This is a genomic window from Rhodococcus sp. BL-253-APC-6A1W (assembly GCF_012843405.1).
Taxonomy (GTDB): Bacteria; Actinomycetota; Actinomycetes; order Mycobacteriales; family Mycobacteriaceae; genus Rhodococcus.
The window spans coordinates 317,850-340,416 of the sequence record NZ_JABAFB010000007.1 but is presented as its reverse complement, the minus strand read 5'-3'; the positions used below and the strand labels follow the sequence as shown (position 1 = coordinate 340,416).

The 22,567-nt window shown below is 67.7% G+C and carries 21 protein-coding genes; 10 read left to right on the top strand and 11 right to left on the bottom strand.

Translation table 11 applies throughout. The features are described 5' to 3' along the window. Positions 1–118: 118 nt before the first annotated feature. On the top strand, positions 119–634 hold the full coding sequence (locus tag HF877_RS13670; protein WP_169621696.1) for a DUF664 domain-containing protein: 516 nt from the start codon (positions 119–121) through the stop codon (positions 632–634). Positions 635–642: 8 nt separating this feature from the next. Here the strand turns inward: HF877_RS13670 and HF877_RS13665 are convergent, their stop codons facing one another. Further along, positions 643–2,481, bottom strand: coding sequence for a DEAD/DEAH box helicase (locus HF877_RS13665; protein ID WP_169621695.1), 1,839 nt, complete (start codon positions 2,479–2,481; stop codon positions 643–645). Positions 2,482–2,624: 143 nt separating this feature from the next. Between HF877_RS13665 and HF877_RS13660 the strand changes: the two genes are divergently transcribed. The 3 genes from HF877_RS13660 to HF877_RS13650 all read left to right on the top strand — a co-directional run bounded on the left by HF877_RS13660 (position 2,625) and on the right by HF877_RS13650 (position 6,583). After that, positions 2,625–3,899: a TrpB-like pyridoxal phosphate-dependent enzyme gene (locus tag HF877_RS13660; RefSeq protein WP_169621694.1), complete on the top strand. Its 1,275-nt coding sequence runs from the start codon at positions 2,625–2,627 to the stop codon at positions 3,897–3,899. Positions 3,900–3,968: 69 nt separating this feature from the next. After that, entirely contained in the window at positions 3,969–4,607 is a 639-nt protein-coding gene (locus HF877_RS13655) for a phosphoribosyltransferase family protein (protein ID WP_169621693.1), read from the top strand. Between the two features lie 173 nt (positions 4,608–4,780). After that, the gene (locus tag HF877_RS13650) at positions 4,781–6,583 is read left to right on the top strand and encodes a long-chain fatty acid--CoA ligase (protein ID WP_169621692.1); all 1,803 of its coding nucleotides are present in this window, start codon (positions 4,781–4,783) and stop codon (positions 6,581–6,583) included. 115 nt (positions 6,584–6,698) lie between these two features. On the opposite strand, the gene HF877_RS13645 is transcribed toward HF877_RS13650, so the two are convergent. From HF877_RS13645 to HF877_RS13635, 3 genes are all read right to left on the bottom strand, one after another. Continuing rightward, positions 6,699–7,313: an alpha/beta fold hydrolase gene (locus HF877_RS13645; RefSeq protein WP_169621691.1), complete on the bottom strand. Its 615-nt coding sequence runs from the start codon at positions 7,311–7,313 to the stop codon at positions 6,699–6,701. A 78-nt stretch (positions 7,314–7,391) separates the two neighbouring features. Further along, positions 7,392–8,567 carry an amino acid deaminase/aldolase gene (locus HF877_RS13640; protein WP_169621690.1) on the bottom strand — a complete coding sequence of 392 codons (1,176 nt, stop codon included), beginning with the start codon at positions 8,565–8,567 and terminating at the stop codon, positions 7,392–7,394. 44 nt (positions 8,568–8,611) lie between these two features. Beyond that, entirely contained in the window at positions 8,612–9,280 is a 669-nt protein-coding gene (locus HF877_RS13635; protein WP_169621689.1) for a TetR/AcrR family transcriptional regulator, read from the bottom strand. A 75-nt stretch (positions 9,281–9,355) separates the two neighbouring features. Here HF877_RS13635 and HF877_RS13630 point away from each other — a divergent pair, with 75 nt between their 5' ends. Continuing rightward, complete coding sequence (locus tag HF877_RS13630) at positions 9,356–10,663, top strand: D-arabinono-1,4-lactone oxidase (RefSeq protein WP_169621688.1); 1,308 nt, start codon at positions 9,356–9,358, stop codon at positions 10,661–10,663. 15 nt (positions 10,664–10,678) lie between these two features. Here HF877_RS13630 and HF877_RS13625 read toward each other — a convergent pair whose 3' ends face one another. From HF877_RS13625 to HF877_RS13610, 4 genes are all read right to left on the bottom strand, one after another. Further along, positions 10,679–11,656, bottom strand: coding sequence for an adenosine deaminase (locus HF877_RS13625; RefSeq protein WP_346765156.1), 978 nt, complete (start codon positions 11,654–11,656; stop codon positions 10,679–10,681). Between the two features lie 43 nt (positions 11,657–11,699). Further along, positions 11,700–12,461, bottom strand: coding sequence for a crotonase/enoyl-CoA hydratase family protein (locus tag HF877_RS13620; RefSeq protein ID WP_169621686.1), 762 nt, complete (start codon positions 12,459–12,461; stop codon positions 11,700–11,702). A 113-nt stretch (positions 12,462–12,574) separates the two neighbouring features. Further along, positions 12,575–13,633, bottom strand: a complete 1,059-nt coding sequence (locus HF877_RS13615; RefSeq protein ID WP_206037057.1) for an AMP-binding protein — start codon at positions 13,631–13,633, stop codon at positions 12,575–12,577. Positions 13,634–13,727: 94 nt separating this feature from the next. Then, entirely contained in the window at positions 13,728–15,239 is a 1,512-nt protein-coding gene (locus tag HF877_RS13610) for an MFS transporter (RefSeq protein WP_346765155.1), read from the bottom strand. Positions 15,240–15,277: 38 nt separating this feature from the next. On the opposite strand from HF877_RS13610, the gene HF877_RS13605 reads away from it, so the two are divergent. Together HF877_RS13605 and HF877_RS13600 are read left to right on the top strand one after the other, a co-directional pair. Further along, a complete protein-coding gene (locus HF877_RS13605) occupies positions 15,278–15,970 on the top strand; it encodes a GNAT family N-acetyltransferase (protein WP_169621684.1) in 693 nt (230 codons plus the stop codon). A 33-nt stretch (positions 15,971–16,003) separates the two neighbouring features. Then, a complete protein-coding gene (locus tag HF877_RS13600) occupies positions 16,004–17,062 on the top strand; it encodes a glutathione S-transferase C-terminal domain-containing protein (protein ID WP_169621683.1) in 1,059 nt (352 codons plus the stop codon). On the opposite strand, the gene HF877_RS13595 is transcribed toward HF877_RS13600, so the two are convergent. Beyond that, on the bottom strand, positions 17,044–17,493 hold the full coding sequence (locus HF877_RS13595; RefSeq protein WP_169621682.1) for a VOC family protein: 450 nt from the start codon (positions 17,491–17,493) through the stop codon (positions 17,044–17,046). The two genes, HF877_RS13600 and HF877_RS13595, sit on opposite strands and share 19 nt — an antisense overlap. 24 nt (positions 17,494–17,517) lie before the next feature. Then, on the bottom strand, positions 17,518–18,351 hold the full coding sequence (locus HF877_RS13590) for an AraC family transcriptional regulator (protein WP_346765154.1): 834 nt from the start codon (positions 18,349–18,351) through the stop codon (positions 17,518–17,520). Positions 18,352–18,396: 45 nt separating this feature from the next. Here HF877_RS13590 and HF877_RS13585 point away from each other — a divergent pair, with 45 nt between their 5' ends. After that, complete coding sequence (locus HF877_RS13585; protein WP_169621680.1) at positions 18,397–19,086, top strand: hypothetical protein; 690 nt, start codon at positions 18,397–18,399, stop codon at positions 19,084–19,086. A 66-nt stretch (positions 19,087–19,152) separates the two neighbouring features. Here the strand turns inward: HF877_RS13585 and HF877_RS13580 are convergent, their stop codons facing one another. Continuing rightward, entirely contained in the window at positions 19,153–20,301 is a 1,149-nt protein-coding gene (locus HF877_RS13580) for a cytochrome P450 (RefSeq protein ID WP_169621679.1), read from the bottom strand. 294 nt (positions 20,302–20,595) lie between these two features. Between HF877_RS13580 and HF877_RS13575 the strand changes: the two genes are divergently transcribed. Further along, positions 20,596–21,756 carry an ATP-binding cassette domain-containing protein gene (locus HF877_RS13575; protein WP_206037105.1) on the top strand — a complete coding sequence of 387 codons (1,161 nt, stop codon included), beginning with the start codon at positions 20,596–20,598 and terminating at the stop codon, positions 21,754–21,756. Further along, on the top strand, positions 21,753–22,532 hold the full coding sequence (locus tag HF877_RS13570; RefSeq protein ID WP_169621677.1) for an ABC transporter permease: 780 nt from the start codon (positions 21,753–21,755) through the stop codon (positions 22,530–22,532). The genes HF877_RS13575 and HF877_RS13570 overlap by 4 nt, the downstream gene beginning before the upstream one ends. Positions 22,533–22,567: the final 35 nt, after the last annotated feature.

The following is a 22,567-nucleotide window of genomic DNA, read 5'->3' as shown; positions in this document are numbered from 1 at the left end:
ACGACTCGGGCGGACCTGCTGCTGATCAAGCAGTCGCGTAACTCCCGTTGGACTCAATCACCTTGACAAGTTCCGATTCAGGACCGAAGTCGTCCGCGTTGGTTCCCACACTGGGGTCATGACTACGAACGAATCGGAACTGATCCTCTCACTGCTCGACAACCAGTACTCGGCGCTTCGCAATGCGGTGTCGGACCTGACCGAGGAACAGGCACGTTCTGTGCCGAGCGCGTCGTCGCTCAGCCTCGCGTCACTGCACAACCATCTCGTGCAAGGGCATGCCGCTGCCGCCGACCGGATCGCGGGCACGGTGAACCCGGACCGCGATCCCGTCGAGGACTGGCAGTCGGCGTGGCTGGTCGACGACACCGACAGCGCGGCAGGCCGGCTCGCACGACTCGACGCCGTCGCCGAACAGTTCGCCGCGGTGCTGCGTGCCGAGCCCGACCTCGACCGTGTCGTCGACCTGCCGGCGGATGTCGCCCGGTGGCTGATACACGACGGCCCACTCACCGTCCGGTTTCTTGCTCTACACCAGATCGAGGAGTGGGCTCGTCATGCAGGTCATGCCGACGTCATTCGTGAATCGATCGACGGCGCGACCGCCGCTACGCTCAGCGGTGCGACGTGGTGACCTGACGGTCAGTCGCGGCCACGGAATCCGCCGCCGCTCTGCTCGCGACGGTCGCCGCGATCCTTGCGGTGGGTGAAGTCTCCGCTGCCGCGGCGCTCGCCACCGCTTCGACGGTCGCCGCCGCGGTCGTCGCGACCACGGTAGTTGCTGCTCGGCCGGCCTCCGGGTGCACCCGAATCGGGCTGCAACTGGATGAGCACACCCGAGATGCGGGTTGCCCGCAGCGCGTCGAGCGTCTGCGCCGGCAGATCCTTCGGGAGTTCCACCAGGCTGTGGTCGGCGCGGATGCTGATGTGTCCGAAGTCGCCGCGGCGGAGGCCGCCCTCGTTGGCGATGGCACCGACGATCGCACCCGGCTGCACGCGGTGCCGCTTGCCCACCGAAATCCGGTAGGTAGCCATCTCCTGGCCGTCGCGACCGACCTTCGGACCGTCGTCGAATCGACGCGCGGGGCGCTCACGCGGCTCGCGTTCACGGCGCGGAGCGGCGACGGGCTCGGGCTCGTGCTCCAGGAGGAACGACTCGCCGTCGCGCGACATCAGGGCCAGAGCGGCCGCGATGTCCGCGAGCGGTACGTCGTGCTCGCGCTCGTAGTCCTCGATGAAGGTGCGGAACAACTGGAGGTTCTCGGACGCGAGCGCCTCGGTGATCGCGTCGTAGAACTTCGACACGCGCTGCGCATTGACATCGTCGATGCTCGGCAACTGCATTTCGGCGACCGGCTGGCGGGTGGCCCGCTCGATCGACTTGAGGAGATGCCGTTCACGCGGGGTCACGAACAGCAGCGCGTCACCGGTGCGCCCGGCGCGACCGGTACGGCCGATGCGGTGCACGTACGACTCGGTGTCGTGCGGGATGTCGTAGTTGACCACGTGGCTGATGCGGTCGACGTCGAGGCCACGTGCCGCGACGTCGGTCGCCACGAGGATGTCGAGCGCACCGCTCTTGAGCTGTCCGATGGTGCGCTCACGCTGCGCCTGCACGATGTCGCCGTTGATCGCGGCGGCGGAGAACCCACGGGCGCGCAGCTTCTCTGCCAGATCCTCGGTGGCCTGCTTCGTGCGGACGAAGATGATCATGGCCTCGAACGACTCGACCTCGAGGATCCGGGTGAGGGCGTCGAGCTTGCGCTGATGGGATACCGACACCCAGCGCTGGGTGGTGTTCGCAGAGGTCGTCGTCTTCGACTTGACGGTGATTTCCTGCGGGTCCTTCAGGTACTTCTTCGACAGACGGCGGATCGCGCCCGGCATGGTCGCCGAGAACAACGCGACCTGCTTGGTCTCCGGGGTGTCGGCGAGGATCCGCTCGACGTCTTCCTGGAAGCCCATCGTCAGCATCTCGTCGGCCTCGTCGAGGACGAGGTATTCGAGTTCCGAGATGTCGAGGGTGCCCTTGGCAAGGTGATCGATCACACGTCCGGGGGTACCGACGATGACCTGTGCGCCGCGGCGCAATCCGGCCAGCTGAACGCCGTAGGCCTGGCCGCCGTAGATGGGCAGCACATGCAGCCCGGGGATGTGTGTGGAGTACTTGCCGAAAGCTTCCGCGACCTGCAGTGCAAGCTCGCGGGTCGGCGCAAGGACCAGCGCCTGCGGCCGCTTCTTCGTGGTGTCGATCCGCGAGAGGATCGGCACCGCGAATGCGGCAGTCTTGCCGGTGCCGGTCTGAGCGAGACCGACGACGTCCCGTCCCTCCAGCAGTGGTGGTATGGTCGCCGCCTGAATCGGCGACGGGGTCTCGTAACCCACGTCCGAAAGGGCCTGCAGCACACGGGGGTCGATGTCGAGATCGGCAAACGTGATAGCTGCGGTCTCCTGGTTGGGGGCGTCTTCGATTTCACTCATTTGACCAGCAGTTTATCGGATCGGTGCGGCTTGCCGCGCCATACCCCGGCTATGAGAGTGCTTTCACCTCCCTGCCAGGGCGTGTTCGCTCACACCTTAGGGCACGCGACCACGCCTTCCCCGACAACGAGAGGACCGCCGCTGTGCCGGACTCCCAGGCCATCCCCACCCACTGGTACAACATCGCCGGAGATCTGGACGTCGCGCCTCCTCCACACCTGCATCCCGGCACCCGCGAACCGGTGACCGCCGACGATCTCGCACCACTGTTCGCGACAGGCTTGATCGAACAGGAGTTGTCCACCGAGACGGACATCGCGATCCCGGACCCCGTCCGCGAGGCGTATGCGAACTACCGCACCACGCCGTTGATCCGCGCCCGCTCGTTCGAGAAGGCACTGGGGACCCCGGCCCGCATCTACGTCAAGTACGAAGGGGTCAGCCCTGTAGGCAGTCACAAAGTCAACTCCGCCGTCGCGCAGGCCTACTACAACTCCCTCGACGGGGTCACCCGGCTGACCACCGAGACCGGCGCCGGGCAGTGGGGCTCGGCACTGGCGTTCGCGTGCGCCAAGTTCGGTATCGACCTCGAGGTGTGGCAGGTGCGCGCCTCGTACGACTCCAAGCCCTACCGGCGCTTCCTGATCGAGACCTACGGCGGCACGGTCCACGCGAGCCCGTCGGAATTGACCGAGGCGGGGCGTGCGGTGCTCGCCCGGGACCCCGACACCCCGGGCTCGCTCGGCATCGCCGTGTCCGAAGCCGTCGAGGTCGCGGTGAAGGACCCGCACGCCCGGTACACGCTCGGCAGCGTGCTCAACCACGTCGTGCTCCACCAGACGGTGATCGGGCTGGAAGCGGTCGAACAGCTACGCGCAGCGGGCGAGGACAACGCCGACGTCGTGTTCGGCTGTGCCGGTGGCGGTTCCAACCTCGCCGGCCTGGCGTTCCCCTTCATCCGGGAAGTGATCCACGGTCGAGCGAGAACGCGTGTCGTGGCCGTCGAGCCGACCGCGTGCCCCTCGATCACGCAGGGTGAGTACCGGTACGACCACGGCGACATCGCCGGACTGACGCCGCTGCTGAAGATGCACACCCTCGGACAGGACTTCATTCCCGATCCGATCCACGCGGGTGGGCTCCGGTACCACGGCATGGCGCCGCTGCTGAGCCACACCGTCGAACTCGGATACGTCGAAGGCCGCGCGGTCCGTCAGACCGACGCCTTCGCCGCCGCGGTCGAGTTCGCGCGGAACGAGGGAATCGCTCCCGCCCCCGAGGCGTCCCACGCGATCGCGGCAGCCGCCGACTACGCCCGGGGGCTCACCGAGCCCGAGGTCATCGTGATCGGCCTGTCCGGACACGGCCAGCTCGACCTGCCCGCCTACGACGCCTATCTCTCCGGGCGCCTGACTTAGCCGATCCGGGCGGTAGCCGATCCGGGCGGCACGCGGTCCACGACGTGCCGTCCGGCCCATACTGGAGAGGTGCCGTATGCCTCTCGAGAGGACGCCGGGCGGAAGCTCGCCCGCGCGGCAAGGCACCTGCGCGACACTCGGGATCCCGTGGTGCTGGCTCTGCCGCGCGGGGGGATCCCCGTCGCGCGGGAAGTCGCCCTCGCTCTGAGCGCACCGCTCGACGTTCTGGTGGTGCGCAAACTCGGGGTGCCGTGGCATCCCGAGCTTGCGATGGGAGCCATCGCGGAGGGCGGGTTCCGCGTCCTCAACGAGGACGTCGTCCGGGTGAGCCGGATCGACGACGACACGATCGATGCAGTCGAAGCGCGAGAGCGCACGGAACTCGAGCGGCGGGCCGCCCTGCTCCGCGCCGGGCACGCGCGACTCGAGTTGTCGGCCCGCACCGCATTGATCGTCGACGACGGGATGGCTACCGGCGCCACGGTCGCGGTGGCGTGCCTGGCGGCGCGTGCGAGCGGCGCCGTCGTCGTGATCGTGGCCGTGCCCGTCGCCTCCCCCGAGGCTGCCCGCCGGGTTGCCCGGGTCGCCGACGAGGTGCTCTGCCCGTGGATTCCGCGCGATACGAACAGCGTGGGTGCCGCGTACGACGACTTCCATCAGCTCGAGGACGACGAGGCCGTCCGGATCCTTCGCAGCACTCGGTTGTGATCTGCAACTCATCGACCATGTAGCATCGTGCCCATTACCCGGCGGTAGGTTGTGTTGTGCACATCACGCTTATCGGACTGTAAATTATTCGCAATTCGGACGCCCGGGTGATGCAAATCCCAATGAACTGTGATGCAATGCACACCGCAGATTCAAAAAGATGGAGGGTCGCAGTGAGTGAGATTGCCGTACCACAGTCGTTCTCGATTCCGGAGAACGTCTCGATGGCCGATTCGGTGTTCCGGCACGAGAAGGAATCCCCGGAGTTCGTAGCGTTCGAGCGGCCCATGGACGGCAAGTGGGTGAAGGTCTCCGCACGAGAGTTCGCCGACCAGGTCCGCAGTGTCGCCAAGGGCCTGATGGCCTCGGGCGTCGAGTTCGGTGACCGCGTCGCGATCCTCTCCGGGACCCGCTACGAGTGGGTCCTGCTGGACTACGCGATCTGGACCGCGGGTGGCGTCACGGTGGCCATCTACGAGACCTCCGCCGCCGATCAGTCCAAGTGGATCCTCGAAGACTCGGGCACCTCGATTCTCGTGGTGGAGAAGGACGAGTACGCCGACGTCGTGCGCGAGGTCGCCGACGCCGCACCCGCCCTTCGCGAAATGCTCACGATCGAGCCCGGCTCCGGCGGCAAGAGCGCCGTCGAGGAACTCATCGCCCGCGGCGCGGCGATCACCGACGAGCAGGTCGAGGAACGCCGGGCTCAGGTCGTCGCGGAATCCGGCGCGACCCTCATCTACACCTCGGGCACGACGGGCCGCCCCAAGGGTGTTCTGCTCAAGCATCGTCACCTCTACGCCGAGTCGACGGCGTGCGCCATCGCCCTGCCCGAGAGCATGCAAGCCGGCCGTCGCACGCTGCTCTTCCTGCCACTCGCGCACGTCTTCGCACGTCTGATCTCGTTCTCGGCCTTCGACAGCCGGGTGACGGTCGCGCACACCTCGGATCTGACGACCCTGCTCGACAAGTTCGCCGAGTTCCAGCCCGACTTCATCCTGTCGGTGCCCCGGGTCTTCGAGAAGGTCTACAACTCCGCGAAGCAGAAGGCCTACGACGGCGGCAAGGGCAAGATCTTCGAGAAGGCCTCCGACGTCGCGATCCAGTACAGCCAGTCGCTCGAGACGGGCGGACCGGGCCTGGGCCTGAAGATCAAGCACGCGGTCTTCGACCGGCTCGTCTACAGCAAGCTGCGTGCTGCTCTCGGCGGCAAGGCGAGCATGGCCGTCGCCGGCGGTGCCGCACTGGGCGCGCGCCTCGGACACTTCTTCCGCGGAGTCGGCGTCAACGTGCTCGAGGGCTACGGCCTGACCGAGACCACCGGCGGCATCATCATGAACACCCCCGCCGCACAGAAGATCGGCAGTGTCGGCAAGCCGTTCAACGGCTGCGCCGCGAAGATCGCCGAAGACGGCGAACTGCTGCTCAAGGGCCCACAGGTCTTCGAGGGTTACTGGCAGAACGACGAAGCCACCAAGGACGCGATCCGCGAGGGCTGGTTCCACACCGGCGACATCGGTGCGATCGACGAGAACGGTTTCGTCTCGATCACGGGCCGCAAGAAGGAACTCATCGTCACCGCGGGCGGCAAGAACGTCGCTCCGGCGATCCTCGAGGATTCGCTGCGTGCGCACCCGCTGATCAGCCAGGTGCTCGTCGTCGGTGATTCGAAGCCCTTCATCGGCGCACTGATCACCATCGATCAGGAGGCGCTGCCGGGCTGGCTCGAGCGCCACAGCCTGCCGGCCGGGACTCCCGTCGCCGACCTGATCAAGAACGCGGACCTGATCGCCGAGATCGACACTGCGGTCGCCGACACCAACAAGAAGGTGTCCAAGGCCGAAGCGATCAAGAAGTACCGGATTCTCGATACCGACTTCAGCATCGAGACAGGCGAATTGACGCCGACGCTCAAGCTCAAGCGGAACATCATCCACGAGAAGCACGGCTCGGAGATCGCCTCGATCTACAACTGATCGAGACAGCTTCGTAGCAACACTGCGCACTGTACCCCTCGCCCGACCGGCGAGGGGCACAGTGCGTTTCACACCAGCTGGGTCACACCATCGGGCACGCCGCCGCCCGGCGCGTTCACGACACCTCGAGCACGAAGCCGGCGACCTCGTCCGTCACGAGCCGGTGTCCGGGCTCGTGCAGCAGGTCGTGCCCGGCATCGGCAAAGTCCCGCCAGCGCAGGGTGGGGATCGACGCGGCCCACTCGCGCACGGGTCCGACGGGAGCCAGCCTGTCGTCGAGGCCGTGCAGTGCGAGGGCCGCCAGGCCGGTCGCGGAGAGCAGAGCCGCGGTCTCCGGAACCGCAGCCCGGCGCGGCGTGCCGCACAGCACCACACCGCGGAACCGTGCGGCATCGGAGCGCAGAAGTGCCAGAGACGACGCCGCGCCGAGCGAATGGCCCATGAGCACGAGCGGCACTCCACTCGGTTCGGCGACAGCGGTGAGTGTCGCCAGATCCGCGGCATGGTCCGCTGTGTCTCCGGCCTGCCCCGGTTGCCCTTCCGACAATCCGTGGCCCGCCAGATCGAGGCCCCACAGTGCGATACCGTGCGCGGCGAGTCCCCCGGCGAATCGGTGGTAGTGACCGGTGTGCTGCCCCATCCCGTGCGCGAAGATCACTCCGGCGCGGGGTTCGTCGACGGACCAGTGCCGCCAATGCATCCGGCCGGTGCTTCCCGGGAAGAACGGCATGGGCGCATCCTTCCATCCGGGTGCTCAGCCCGGGGTCATCGGCCCGAGGTCACCGGCCCTAGCTCACCGGCCGGGCGATCACCAGCAATGCCCCTCGCCACGGTAAGTGGGTACCTCGACGCGGGTCTCGCCGTCCACGACGTACAAACGGTCGAAACGCTCACACAGTTCACCGGCCTTCGCGTGCCGAAACCAGACCCGGTCGCCGATCGGGATGTCCCGTGCCGCACGACCCGTCACCGGTGTCTGCACCTCGCCGGCACCCTCGTTACGGAGCAATCTCAGTCCCGCAGGGCGCACGGGGCGCGGCACCCGCGAGGTGGAGGCCGGTCCCGAGGCGATGTACCCGCCGCCGAACAAGGTCGTGATCGCCGCTGCGGGTTTCCGCACCGCGGGCAACGCGAAGAAGAGCGACGGCTGGGGCGTGAACGCGCGGTAGTGGTCGAACAGGGTGGGGACGTAGAGTCCCGATCCGGCGGTGACCTCGGTGACGACCGCATCGGCGGAGCTGACCTCGAGAGAACCCGTTCCACCGCTGTTGACGATCTCGAGGTCGCCGACGACGGCACGCACCGCGTCGACCACGGCGCCGCGCCGGGTGGCGAGTTCGGCAGCGGACGCGCGTTTGACCCAGCGGACCGGAGCCGAAGAATCCGGGAGACCTGCGATCTGGGCTTCGTAGAACATCACTCCGACTACGGCGAAGCCGGCCGAGTCGGCACGACGCGCCAGCGCGGCCACCTGGTCCGGGGTGCGCAGCGGCGAACGCCGCACCCCCAGATGCACCGGTCCGACGCGAAGCGATGCGTCGACATCCACGCACACCCGTGGCCGTACACGCGCCTGCCCCATGGCATTACGGATGATGCTCAGGTGCGCGTCCGAGTCGATCATCAGCGTGATGGAGTCGAGCGCGGCAGGGCGGGAAGCCAATTCGGCCAGTGCGCCCCGGTCGACGGTCGGGTAGCCCATCAGTACGTCGCGCGCTCCTTGTTCCACGAGCCACAACGCCTCCCGCAGGGAGTACGCCATGATCCCCCGAAATCCCTCACGCTCCGTCAGTCCGGGGCCGAGAACCTCCTCGAGGACCGCGCGGCACCGCACCGATTTGCTCGCGACCCGGACGGGCGTGCCTCCCGCACGCCGGACCAAGTCCCGCGCATTGCCGCGCAGGGTCTGCAGGTCGAGTGCGGCGAAAGGCGGATCGAGCTCGGTGGTGGCGGCGTCGAGTCGGTCGAGGGCAGCGTGGAGCAAGGCACATCCATCCGGTTGTCGGTCGGAAACGTCGGTCGGGTCGATCACGGTCGTTCGATGGCGCGGGAGGCGATGATCTCCGCCAGGTTGTCCAGTTCGATGGTCACCGCGTCGTCGTCCTGATCGACGAGCCAGCGGAGCACAAGCCCGTCGAGTAACGCCAGAGCAAGTCGCGCGAGGCTCGGGACGGGTTCGATCCATTCGGTGCCGGATCGGTCGGCGCACGCCAGCAGGAAGCGGCCGGCATGGTCGTCCATCCGCTGGTACTGCAGTGCCGCGATGTCGCCGCTTGCAACGGGCGAACCCGCACCGGTGGGCGCGATCCCGGCGGGCCGGTGCCGCAACGAGTACGCGGTGATCTCGTAGGTGAGCAGCTGGCGTCCGGCCGTGAACTCGAGAGCGGGCCACGTCGCGGTGAGGCCCGCGTGCAGAAGCTGACGGAGTCCGCCCAGCCCCTCCGGGCCGGGCACGTCGTCGGGAATGTCGAAGGCCGCGTTCATGGCCTCTCCCAGCTGGTCGATGAGCGTTTCCGCCATCGCGACGACGAGCGCTTCCTTGTTCTCGAAGCAGTAGTGCACGACGCCGAGGGATACGCCGGCCTTCTCGGCGACCGCACGGACGGTCACCGCGCCCACTCCTCCCTGCTCGGCGAGCGCGAGCGCCGACTCGACGAGTTGTGTCCGGCGCTCATCCGCGGGCAACCGATTCAGCATGGTCCGATCGTAGATCCCGGCGTCACTCCGGTGTGGCTATTGACCTGAACGCTTGTCCAAGATCATGATTGTGTGATGGCAACCTGGCACAACTGGGCGCGGACCGAAGCGGCGTCACCCCGGCGTTTCGACACCCCCCGCACGATCGACGACCTCGTCGCCGTGGTTGCGCGCGCGTCCCGGCGCGGCGAGCACGTCAAGGCGGTGGGCGCGGGCCATTCGTTCACAGGCGTCGCCGTCACCGACGGCACGCTGGTGTCGCTCGGCGCTCTCTCGGGGATCCTCTCGACGGAACAGACCCCCACCGGAGCCCTCGTGACCGTGTCCGCCGGCACGCGCCTGCGCGACCTGAGTGCGATGCTGTGGGAGATGGGACTGGCGGTACCCAACCTCGGCGACATCGACGTCCAAACCATCGCGGGCGCCATCTCGACCGGAACACACGGCACCGGAACGGGTTTCACGGGCCTCGCGGCTTCGGTGCAGGGATTGACCGTCGTCCTCGCCGACGGAAGCGTGGCGGAATGTTCACCCGAGCACGACCCGGCGCTGTTCGAAGCCGCACGGCTGGGCCTCGGCGCACTGGGTATCCTCGCAACGGTCACCCTCGACTGCGTGCCGGCGTTCCGGTTGCGCGCACACGAAGCGCCGTCGTCCTTGCACGAGACACTCGAAGACATCGAGTCGCTGCGGACCGGCGTGGACCACTTCGAGTTCTACTGGTTTCCCCACACCGACGGTGTGCTGACCAAACACAACACCCGACTCGACGGCGCCGCGCCCACCCAGCCGGTCGGACGGTTCAGAGGACTGCTCGACGACGAGGTCCTCTCCAACGGCGTCTTCGGAGCTTTCCAGCACGTCGGCACCCGCGCTCCCGGCGCCATCCCGCAGCTCAACCGGATCGCCTCGCGTGCCCTGTCCGCCCGCACCTTCGTCGACCGCAGCTACCGGGTGTTCGCGTCCCCGCGCCGGGTCCGCTTCCGCGAGATGGAATACGCCGTCCCGGTCGAGGCCCTGCCGGAGGTGCTCCACGAGATCGACTCCTGGCTGGAGGCAAGCGGCACCCGGATCGGGTTCCCCGTGGAGGTGCGCTTCGCCGCACGGGACGACGTCTGGTTGTCGACCGCGTACGGCCGCGAGACCGCGTACGTCGCAGTGCACCAGTATCACCGGCGCGATCACCGCGCGTACTTCGATGCGGTCGAGTCGATCATGCGTGCCGTGGACGGCCGTCCGCACTGGGGAAAGATGCACGGACGCGCCGCCGCCGACCTGCGTGCGGCCTACCCACGATTCGACGATTTCCTGGCTGTCCGCGATCGCGTGGACCCCGCCCGCATGTTCGCCAATCCGTATCTCGACCGAGTGCTCGGCGCATGACCGGCGCCGCCGCGCTCAGGTGAACGCGGCTCGGATCGAATTGCGCGCGAGGAGCTTCCGCTCCTCTTCGGTGAGACCGAGCTCGTCGTGCAAGGCAGCGAACACGTCGTCGACGTAACCGCCGAAGTACGCGGGATCATCGGAGTTGATGGTCACCGCCAAGCCTGCATCGAGCATCCGGTGCAACGGGTGCACTGACAGCGACTCGACGACGTGCAACCTCACGTTCGACAACGGGCAGGTGGTGAGCGGGATCTGCTCCTCGACGAGGCGCTCGACGAGAGCAGGGTCTTCCAGCGAACGAATCCCGTGGTCGATGCGTTCGGCCCCGAGCAGATCGAGTGCCTGCCACACGTACTCGGGCGGCCCCTCTTCCCCGGCGTGCACGGTGATGTGCAGACCCTCCGCCCGGGCGCGCGCGAAGACGTCTTCGAAGAGTGACGGCGGGTACCCGACCTCCGCCGAATCGAGGCCGAGCGCGACGATCGGGGCCTGAAGCCGCATCAGCTCGCCGAACATCGCGTGGGCGTCCGGTACCGGATGGTCGCGCACGATCGAGGCGATCATGGCCGCGTCGACACCGAACTCCCGGCGGGACACCGCGACGGCATCGGACAGTCCCTCCACCACGTCCTCGAGCGGGACTCCGCGCACCACATGCGCCTGCGGATCGAAGAAGAACTCGGCGTGGGTGATCCCGGCGCGTGCAGCGCGCGCAAGGTAGCCGCGCGCGAGATCGGAGAAGTCCTCGGCGGTACGGAGAACCTCCATGTTCGCGTAGTACAGATCGAGAAACGACTGCAACCCCGAGAACTCGTGCCCGGACAGAAGGTAGTCGACGTCTCCGTGCGGCAACGTCACGTGGTTGCGTTCGGCCAGTTCGAGCATCAGTTCCGGCTCGAGCGTGCCCTCGATGTGCACGTGCAGTTCGGCCAGTGCATCTTCCGGCGACGCGTGCCGATCCACGTCGCCGAGATCGTCTCTCGATGTCACGGGCGTGTCCTCTCTGTCGGCTCTTCCGGCCCTGCTCAGGGCACTAGCGGCCCTGCCACACGGGTGGCCGCTTTTCCGCGAATGCCGTCGCACCTTCGCGCGCATCTTCGGAGACGAACACGGGAGCGGCCAGCTCCATCTGCTTCGAGAACGCTTCGTCCGCCGCCCAGTCCACCGACTTGGCGATGATCTCCTTGGTCACCGCCACCGCCAGCGGGCCGTTGGCGGTGATGCGCTCGGCAAGCGCGAGGGCGCCGTCGAGTGCCGCGCCGGGCTCGGTCAGGGTGTTGACGAAACCGAAGCCGTGGGCTTCTTCCGCGGTGAAGGAGTCGCCGGTCAGAGCCAGTTCCATCGCCTTCTGGTACGGAATGCGGGACGGAAGCCGCAGCAGGCCACCGCCTGCCGCGACCAGACCTCGTTTGACCTCGGGAATGCCGAACTTCGCGTTCTTCGCGGCGACCACCAGATCGGTCGCGAGAACCAGTTCGGTGCCGCCGGCCAGCGCGAAACCTTCGACTGCCGCGATGAGCGGCTTGCGGGGCGGGGCTTCGGTGAAGCCGAGTCCCTTGCCGGGGATCGCAACGTTCTCACCCGCGACGAATGCCTTGAGGTCCATGCCGGCGCAGAAGTTCCCGCCGGCGCCGGTCAGCACACCGACCGAGAGTCCGGCGTCCTCGTCGAGGGTGTCGACCGCGTCGGCGAGACCGCGACTGACCGCCGCGTTGACCGCGTTTCGGGCGTCGGGCCGGTTGATGGTGATGACGAGGACTCGGCCACGACGCTCGAGCAGGACTTCGTCGGACATGAAAACATCCTTCTGTTGTGGGGTGCGGACCGTCCCCGCTCGCTCGGCCGGAGAATTCGGTTACCCGGTGTATACCGGACGCCGGCGGTCGCGAGAATGCCGTGTCCCACCGCTCACGCCACCCGCACGGCCACCGGATAGACGAACCCCTCGTCGTCGATGTACACCTGGTCGCCGGTACGGAACCACCCGTCGTCGGAGAACGTGTCGGCCGTCCCTACCGGGTCGTTCCAATAGCGTCTCGCGACGCTGGGGCCCCGGCACAGCAACTCACCTACACCGCTTTCGGCACCGGGACCGAGGAGACCCACCTCGATTCCCCCGAACGGGACACCCACACTGCGGGGATGCTGCTTGCGGTACTCGGACGGCAGTAACAGCCCGATGCCGCCCGTCTCGGCCACTCCCCACCCGCGGACGCATCGCGCGGAGGGGAACGACGCACGAGGATGCCGCCACGGCACCCTGATTCCGCGCGAACCCGACGCGACCACCGTGCCGCCGAACGCCAAGGTGGGCAGCAACTGCACACTGCACCCGACCGACGTCGACAGCGGCGCGGTGATGACCGTGCGGGCACTCTCGCCCGCCAGATTCATCGCGCGCGCAACTGCTTCGATCGTCGACAGCACGTTGGTGTTGGTCAGTTCGACCCCGTGCATGCCTCCGCCCCATCTGCGCACGTAGTACAGCAGCGCGAGTTCGTCCGGCGACGCTCCGCCGTCGAGGAACGCGATGCCGTCGGGCGGCGGGCCCTGGAGGCAGAGCACCGCACCGCTGTCGGCCACGATCCACTCGAGTTCGGCTTCGCTGCATGCCGGATCGGGCAGAACGGGTACGGCACCGGCGAGTACGACGCCGAGAAACGCTCGCAGCCACTCGAAGCCGTTGCAGTAGTCCACGACCACCCGGTCTGCCGGTCCGACACCTTGGTCGAGCAACCCGCCCGCCACCCTGGCGGCAGCCGACCACAGCTCGCGGTAGGTCAGGGTGTGTCCCGAACGATCAACCGCCGCAACATTGTTCGAGAATCTGAGCGCACTGCGGTCGAGGAGTTCCGCCAGGCACGGTTCGAGCCCTTCGTACTGGAGGATACCTCCGGAACGGCGCGTGACACGCTCGTCCCTCAACCACCCGGCCCCAGCGGGAATCTCCACCACCGCCAATGACATGCCACCTCCCACGGCTGCGCGTGGTTGAACTATATGGCGCGCGTCACACTCGGGGGGCGTGAACGACAAAGCGGCGTAGAACGCACACGCCGGGTCACAGTGCGGCGCTCTCGGCGGCAGTCTGCGCGCCCGCCTCGCGGCGCAGTCTCTGGCTCCGCGGACGTTCGAACGCCAGCGACGCGACGAGCCCCACCAGCAGGACTGCCGTCGGCAGCCACATGGACTGGGCCATCGCCGCCGCGAACGGTTCGTGCAAGGAGACCGGCATCTCGAGGGCATCCATCTCGGACGCACCACCACTGCCCAAGCCGTTCGCCGACAGTCGCGCGGCCATGAGCGATCCCAGTGCCGCGCTGCCGAGTACCGCCCCGACCTGCCGGGTGGTGTTGTACACGCCGGAACCCGCACCGGCCAGGGCCCGCGAGAGGTGGTGGGTGGCGGTCGCCGACAACGGCGACCAGATAGCGGCGCTCGCGACACCCATCAGCCCGATCGGCAGCAACAACTGCAGACTGGACGTGTCCGGCGTCATGACCAGCGACAGCCACGCGAACGCGACGGCGAGGAGGGCGAACCCGGCGGACGCGATCACCCTCGGATGCACCCGGTCGACCAGACGGCCCACGCCCGGCGCGAGCACCCCGCTCAGCACGGCCATCGGAATCATGAGCACTGCCGCGCCGGTCGGGCTCAGTCCCCGCACCGCCTGGGCGTAGAACATGAACGGCAGCATCACGGACGTGATCGCGAAGCCGATCGAGGCGATTCCCACGTTCGCCAGGCAGAAGTTTCGGTCGCGGAACAACACGAGCGGCACGAGTGGCTCGCCGCGGGTGACCGCCTGATACCGGACGAACACCACCAGCAACGCGATGCCGGCACCGATCAGCAACCACACCCGCGCGGACCAGTCGTACGAGTTGGCTTCCTGGATGCCGAACACGAGACAGAACAAGCCCAGTCCGCTCAGGATCACGCCTGGAATGTCGAGGCGGTGGGCGTGAGTCGGCAGAACCGGCACATACCGTACGGCGAGGAGGAAACCGACGATGCCGACGGGGACGTTCACGAAGAAGATCCACTCCCACCCCAGGGCGTCCACCAGAACGCCCCCGGCGAGGGGACCGGCCAACGTCGCGATGCCTGCCACCGCGCCCCACAACCCCATGGCACTGCCACGACGGTCGGGCGGGAAAATCCTGGTGATCACGGTCATCGTCTGCGGGGACATCATCGCCGCGCCGAACCCCTGGAACACGCGCGCCACGATGAGCATCTCGACCGTCGACGACATGCCGCACCACAGCGACGCTCCCGTGAACACGACGAGACCGCCCAGGTACATCCGCCGGGGGCCGAAACGATCGCCCAGGCGTCCGGTGACCAGTAGCGGCACCGCATACGCGAGCAGATAGGCGCTGGTGACCCAGACGACGCTGTCGATGTCGGTGTCGAACGCACGCAGGATCGCCGGGTTCGCCACGGCGACGATGGTGCTGTCCACCAGGATCATGAAGAACCCGAGGCACAGCGCGGCCAAGGCCGCCCATTGCCCGCCGGCCCCCTCCGGTGTGGCCGTACCGCTCCCCTCGGTGACACCGCTCACGAAAACCCCTCCGCTCCTCGAAGGTCTACGGTATCCCGGTGGACCCGCATCTCTCGAGCATCGCCACCTTGGCATGGTGCCGTGCGCTCGGACTCGCCGACAACGCACTCACCACGCCGGGTGCGGTACTGCGCGTGGACGCGACGACGCGCACCCTTCGCATCCTGCGGGTGGGCGAGGCCGTCGCGGTGGTCGGTCCCGAATCGGCCGTGTCGGCGATCGCGGAACTCACGCCGGACCGAATCGACGAGACCGCGGTACGCGACGCCACCGGCGGGCGCGCGGTACGCATCGAGAACCTGGGACTGTGCGCCGATTGGGTGGACGCGACGCGCGTACGCGACCCCCTCGTCTCCCACGAGGCCGAGGACCTCGCCGAACTCTTGCGCCACTGCCCTCCCGACGACGTGACCGAAACCGATCTGCCGCTCGCGTGGCCGAGCCGATCGTTCGTTCTGCTCGACGACGATCGCCGGCCCCTCGCCGGAGCGGGCTACCGCGAACTGCATTCGCTGCTCGCCGACGTGCGTGTGATCTCCGCACCCGAGTACCGGCGGATCGGACTCGCCGCGACCGTGACAACGCTCGCGACCCACGACGCGCTCGACACAGGCCTGATCCCCATGTCCCGTGTGCGGCGGGGCAACGCCGCCGCGCGTGGACTCGCTGCGGTGTCGGGGTACACCGAATGGGGAACACAGATGACCGTGCGACTACCCGCCGACCCCTAATACGCGTCGGCACGAGACAGAGCGAGGTGCGCCGTGGCCGAGAACCGCGGATCAGACAAGAAGACCGGCGGCACCTACGTCGAGCCGGGTTCCGGCTTCACCCGTGACACCCGGTACATCGACACCCGCATCACCGCCGACGGCCGCGACGGCTATCCCGTCGAGCCCGGGCGTTACCGGCTCGTCGCGGCACGGGCGTGCCCGTGGGCGAACCGCGCCGTGATCGTGCGGCGACTGCTCGGGCTCGAAGACGCGCTGTCGCTCGGCTTGTGCGGTCCCACACACGACGAACGCAGCTGGACCTTCGACCTCGATCCCGGCGGTGTCGACCCGGTACTCGGCATCCCGCGGCTCCAGGACGCCTACTTCGCCCGGTTCCCCGGGTACGACCGGGGGATCACCGTTCCCGCGATCGTCGAGGTCCCGACCGGCGAAGTCGTCACCAACGACTACGCGCAGATGACGCTCGACTTCTCCACCGAGTGGACGCGGTATCACCGCGACGGTGCACCCGAGTTGTATCCGGAGAGGTTGCGGGACGAGATCGACGAGGTGTCCGACGCCGTGTACCGCGATGTGAACAACGGCGTGTACCGGTGCGGGTTCGCAGGTTCGCAGGCGTCGTACGACCAGGCGTTCGACCGGCTGTTCGCGCGACTCGATCAGCTCGAGGAACGACTGGGCACCCGTCGTTACCTCGTGGGCGAGTCGATCACCGAGGCCGACGTGCGGCTGTTCACGACTCTGGTGCGCTTCGATCCGGTCTATCACGGCCACTTCAAGTGCAACCGGAATCCGCTCACGGCGTTTCCCGCGTTGTGGGGATACGCCCGAGACCTGTTCCAGACGCCCGGTTTCGGCGACACCGTCGATTTCGTGCAGATCAAACAGCACTACTACCTGGTGCACACCGATATCAACCCGAGCCGGATCGTTCCGCGGGGACCCGATCTGGCGAATTGGCTCAGCCCGCACGGACGCGACGTCCTGGGCGGGAGGCCGTTCGGCGACGGCACTCCGCCACCGCCGCCGCGCGTGGCCGAGAGTGTTCCTCCCGACCACGCGCCGCGTCGTCACTCTCCGAATCCGTGACCGGGGTAGGTGCCGATGCTGAAGTACACGCCGTGCGGGTCGCGGCAGACGAACCCGTGTGATCCGTAGTCCTCGTCACGGAGTTCGACGGTGACGGTCGCACCCGCGTCGACGACCTTCCGGTACAGGTCGTCGGCTATGGAGTCCTCGGGAACGACGAGATACACCGAGCCGTCGTCGGGGTGCTGGCTCAACTCGGTCTCACGCTTGACGGACCCGAGCATGAGTCCGCCGCCGTACGGCCACGTCAGTTCGGCGTGGTCGACGCGGTCCCCCTCCCCGTAGACGGCGCTTTCGGCGAATCCGAGGGTGTCGACGAGGAACCGGATCGCGGCCCGTGCGTCGCTGTAGGACAGGCACGGCCATACTCCGGGGGCGTGGCCGCTGCCGGTGGTTGTCGTGGTTGCTGTGGTCTCCGATGTGTTCGTCATGACCCCAGTCTTCGCGCCGGTGGCTCACTCGTCTTGGACGATTGGGAACACTTCCTCGGCCAGCCAGCGGGACGGCGGCACACCGGCGAGGTCGCGCCACTCCCGGGCCAGGTGGGCTTGGTCGTAGTAGCCGCACACAGCGGCGACGTCTGCGAGGCGGTGCGGTCCCGCGGTTCGCAACAGACTTCGTGAGCGGTGAAAACGCGCGACCCGCGCGACCTCCTTGGGTGGGAGGCCGAATTCTGCGACGAACCGGCCGGTGAGATGCCTACGGCTCCAGCCGAGTTCGTCGGCCACTGCCCGAACCGGACGTCCGGGGTCGGACACCAGCATCCGCCACGCCTGCGAGAGTGCGCTGTCGATTCCCACCTCGCCACTCGCCACGAGGCGTCTGGCGAGGATGCGATCGAGAATCGCGAATCTTTCCGGCCACGTCGGCGTGCCGGCCAGACCGTCGTTCAATTCCCGATAGTCCACACCCAGCACGTCCTCGAGATCGACAGCCCACGACCCCAGTGCGGCAGCAGGTACGCCGAGGAGGGCGCGGGCGCCGGCGGGCGTGAGCGACAACTGGATTCCGTGCTGGAATCCGGTGTGCGCGATGATCACCGGCGCGGACGACAAACCACTCGCGAGTGCGTCGAATGTGTCGGGCGGTCCGACGTCGGGAAGCAAGGCAACCGGCTCGCCAAACGTGATAATTACCGTAACTTCCGGTGACGGCATACCGCGATGGATTCCGGGCGGAAAGCCCGCCAGCCGATATCCTTCGTACCAACGCACGAACGGTCTCAGCAGCGGCGCAGGCCGCTGCCGAGCACCCTGGGAAACCCCGACTGCGCCAGAAGAGCCGGTCACTCGACAAGCGTAACCAGCTCCCGCAGAAAAGAGGACAGAAGCCGAATGAAGGACACCACGGGACCCGTCGAGAAAATGCTCGTGCGGTTGCTCGACAACGGCAGCAAGCTGCAGGGACCCGCAGTTGCGAAGTACGTCGACCTCCTGCGTCGTGCGCATCCGGACGAATCCCCCGCGCAGATCATCACGCGTCTCGAAAAGCAGTTCCTGCTCGGCGTCACGGGCAGCGGATCCGCGGTGGGCGCGACCGCAGCCTTCCCCGGAGTGGGCACCGTCGCGGCACTCGGCGCGGTGGGCGCGGAGACGATCTTCTTCCTCGAAGCGTCGGCTCTGCTCACCCTCGCGATCGCGGCCGTACACGGCATCGAACCCCACGACCACGAACAGCGACGGGCACTCGTGCTGGCGGTCGCGCTCGGCGACACCGGCAAGGAGATCGTCGCGGCGGCCACAGGTACGTCGATGAAGAACTTGCCGAAAGCGCTCACCGGCCAACTCGACAACAAGCAGTTGAAGGTCGTGAACAACTCGCTCGTGAAGGGATTCGTTCGCAAGTACCTCGCCAAACGGAGCGCACTGGTGCTGGGCAAACTGGTCCCCGCCGGAATCGGTGCCGCGATCGGTGGCGCGGGCAACCGTGCGATCGGGAAGCGCACCATCACCAACGCCCGCGACGCCTTCGGCCCGCCGCCCGCGACCTGGAGCGAACTCCGGACGGTGCCTCCCGTGGCCTGACGGTGGACGTGCCGTCCGCGTACGTCCGGCGGCTGTCCCACACCCGGGTACCGATACGGTCCCGGCTCACCTCCGTACGAGCGAGACCGAAACCTCGCTGTACCCGCCGGCCGGATAGGTGGCGTAGACAAGGTGGGCGCCCTCGGCCGCGGTCAGCGAGGTGGTCGCGCCGAGCAGTTCCTCGACGAGCACGGTCAGTTCGAGTCGCGCGAGCGGTGCTCCGGGACACGCGTGGACGCCACGTCCGTAGAGCAGGTTCGGTTCCGGGTCACGGTCGAATGAGAATTCGTCGGGATCGCCGAAGATCTCCTCGTCACGGTCGGCGGACGCCCACAGCACCAGGACGCGTTCGCCCGCCGGGATGGCGCGATCGGCGACGACGACATCGCGCGTCGTGCGACGCCGATTGGCGATGAGCGGCGGCCGGATTCGCAGGATCTCGTCGCACGCGGCGCGGATTCGGTCCGGCTCGGCTCTCAGCACACTCTGCACGTCGGGGCGGGATGCCAGGAATGACGCGACGATGCCGACACCCGCACTGATGGTGCTCAGTTCCCCGACCGTCCAGTTGCGGATCATGGAGACGAGTTCGTCGTCGGAGAGCGGCCTTCCGTCGACCCGCTCTGCGAGCAGTTCGGAGGTCACGTCGTGCGTAGGGTTCTCACGCCGCTCGTCGAGTTGTTCGCGGATGTAGCTGTCGAACTCGCCGGCGACGGCGGCCATCGCCTCACGGTCGAGTGCGAGCGTGGCCTCGCGATTCCTGCGAGCCCACTCGCGGAGCGGTTCGTGCAACCGTTCGGGCCAGCCCATGAATCGGCACTGCATGTGGTTCGCGAACGGCTCGGCCAGAGCCGACATGATTTCCACTTCCCCGTCGCCGAGCGCGTCCAGCAGTCCGCGCGTCACCTCACGGCAGTCGGGTTCGAAGGCGCGCATCCGTTCCGGAGTGAAGTACCGGTCGTTGATGTCGCGGAACAGGGTGTGCTCGGGCGGGTCCATGCCGTTGGGGACGGACCGTCGAGGGGAGACCCGATTGCTGAAGGCCGCGGGGTCGTCGAGGATGCGCACCACGTCGGCGTGGCGGAACACCGCCCAATTGCCGTACGCGCTGTGGGCCACGGGGCACCGGTGCCGCATGTCGTCGTAGGCGGCGATCTGGTTGTCCTGAACGGCAGACGAGCGGGGGTCCCAGTCCACGGGCATTTCGTCGGACATGTGCCCTCCTCGTCGGAGCGGTACGGGCGTGTCCAGTGTGCCGCCCCTGAACCGCTCCCCGGGTGCGTTTGCGTCCACCCTCGTGAACTCGTCGTGTGCCCATTCCCGCCATGCGGACATCGTGAGTCGTCGCGGTCCTGCACGTAAGCTCACGAAGGCTCGTGGCACGGTGCCGCGTGGCCGAGTGCAAGGGGGTTCTCACCGGTGACAACACCGTCAGCGCACACGCCGTACGGCGGTGCAGGATTCGGTGGGCAGCCGTCTGTGCCGCCCGCGGGGATCGTCGTCCAAGGACTGACCAAGGCGTTCGGCACTCACACCGCGGTGGCGGACCTGAGTTTCACGGTTCCTCCCGGTTCCGTCACCGGTTTTCTCGGACCCAACGGTTCCGGTAAGACGACCACGCTGGGCATGGTGCTCGGCCTCATCCGCCCGACCTCCGGAGCCGCTTTCGTCGACGGTGTCCCGTTCGCAGACCTCGAGCACCCCGCACAGACCGTGGGCGCGGTACTCGACGCGCGCAGCGCACACCCGAAACACACGGCTCTGACACACCTGCGCGTGTACTGCGCGGCAATCGGGGTTCCCGACACCCGCGCGACCCAGATGCTCGACCTGGTCGGCCTGGCGCCCGCCGCGAAGCGCCGTATCGGTGAGTTCTCGCTCGGCATGCGGCAGCGCCTCGCGCTCGCGACCGCGCTGCTGGGGCAGCCGCGGTACCTGGTCCTCGACGAACCGGCCAACGGTCTCGATCCCGAGGGCATGGCCTGGCTACGCGATTTCCTCGTCTCCTACGCCCGCAACGGCGGGACCGTGCTGATCTCGAGCCACATCCTGCGCGAGGTCGAACAGATGGCAGACCACCTCGTCATCATCAGCAACGGAGCACTCGTGGCCGCGAGCAGCATGGAGGAACTCCGTGCGACGTACCGGCCACGTGTCCTGGTGGCCGCATCGGACCCTGCCAGGCTCGCCACCGCCCTCGCCGCGGCCCGGCACACCGACGCGCAGGTCCAGCCCGACGGGCGTCTGGCGGTCGTGGGCCTCTCGGTCGACCGGATCACCACGCTCGCCGCCGAATCACAGGTCACCCTCTTCGGCACGACCGTCGAGAGTGTCGACCTCGAGCAGGTGTACCTGTCGATGACCGCCGGTCGCTACACGGCTACGCACCCCGGGCCCGGCGGCCCGTGGAACGGCCCCGGCTGGGGACAGCCGCCGCACCCGGCCCAGCAGTACCCGGGCTACCAGCAGTATCCGGGACCCGCGCAGATCACTCACCCGCCGCAATACGCGAATCCCCAGCACCCCGGGCCCCACCAGCAGTACGCGCCGCAGCCGTACCCCCCGCAGCCGTACCCCCCGCAGCCGTATCCCGCCCAGCCGAACCCGCCACAGCAGTACTACGGCCCACCGCAGCAACAGCCGACCGGATCAGAAGGACCCTCCGCATGACCGCGCTCCTGACCGCCGAGTTCCGCAAAGTGCTGAGCTTGCGCTACTGGTGGATTCTCGGCATCGCTCCGCTCCTCGTCGGACTGTTCTGCGGGGCGCTGACGCTGCCGGTGATGCGTCAACTCGAAGACGTGGTCGGTGAGGACTTCGCGGAAGCCGCCGCAGCGGCAGTGGGCATCTCACTGGCCCTGGCACTGGTGTTCCTCTTCGCGGCATTGTTCGGGGTGGTCAACACCGGCAGCGAATTCCAGCACCGCACGGTGATCACGACGTTCCTCACCACGCGGGGCCGCGACCGGGTTCTCGCAACAAAGCTGGCGGTCGTCGCGATCTTCGGTCTGGCGTACTGCCTCGTCGCCGAAGCAATCTCCGCCCTGACCATTTTGTTGTTCGGCGGCGGGTTCAGCGGTGCCGATTTCGGAACGGTCGGCGCGGTCCTCGGCACCGGTCTGCTCTGCGCCGTGCTGTGGGCGCTGATCGGCGCGGGACTCGGACTGCTCACCGGCTCGATGACGGGTTCCGTTCTCGCGATCTGCGCGTGGATCCCGTTCGGTGAACTGATCGTCTCGCTGGTCCTGCACGGGATCGGGCTGGGCGCGATCGCGCAGTACCTGCCCGGACAGGTCACCTGGTACACGCTGTTCTCGGTGGTCGAAATGCCGGACGACGTCGAGATGGCGGTGCGGTGGCCGCTCGCACCCCTCCTCCTGATTCTCTGGACGGTGCTGTTCTGTGGCCTCGGCTGGTGGCGGACCCGCAACCGCGACTTCGTCTGACCCCGCGCGCTCACCGGTGTCGCCGGGCGGCGATA

Coding starts and splice junctions, on each gene's coding strand:
- HF877_RS13670 (WP_169621696.1), top strand. CDS start 119: ATGACTACGAACGAATCGGAACTGATCCTCTCACTGCTCGACAACCAG.
- HF877_RS13665 (WP_169621695.1), bottom strand. CDS start 2,481: ATGAGTGAAATCGAAGACGCCCCCAACCAGGAGACCGCAGCTATCACG.
- HF877_RS13645 (WP_169621691.1), bottom strand. CDS start 7,313: ATGCCGTTCTTCCCGGGAAGCACCGGCCGGATGCATTGGCGGCACTGG.
- HF877_RS13635 (WP_169621689.1), bottom strand. CDS start 9,280: ATGCTGAATCGGTTGCCCGCGGATGAGCGCCGGACACAACTCGTCGAG.
- HF877_RS13630 (WP_169621688.1), top strand. CDS start 9,356: ATGGCAACCTGGCACAACTGGGCGCGGACCGAAGCGGCGTCACCCCGG.
- HF877_RS13620 (WP_169621686.1), bottom strand. CDS start 12,461: ATGTCCGACGAAGTCCTGCTCGAGCGTCGTGGCCGAGTCCTCGTCATC.
- HF877_RS13615 (WP_206037057.1), bottom strand. CDS start 13,633: ATGTCATTGGCGGTGGTGGAGATTCCCGCTGGGGCCGGGTGGTTGAGG.
- HF877_RS13595 (WP_169621682.1), bottom strand. CDS start 17,493: ATGACGAACACATCGGAGACCACAGCAACCACGACAACCACCGGCAGC.
- HF877_RS13585 (WP_169621680.1), top strand. CDS start 18,397: ATGAAGGACACCACGGGACCCGTCGAGAAAATGCTCGTGCGGTTGCTC.
- HF877_RS13580 (WP_169621679.1), bottom strand. CDS start 20,301: ATGTCCGACGAAATGCCCGTGGACTGGGACCCCCGCTCGTCTGCCGTT.
- HF877_RS13570 (WP_169621677.1), top strand. CDS start 21,753: ATGACCGCGCTCCTGACCGCCGAGTTCCGCAAAGTGCTGAGCTTGCGC.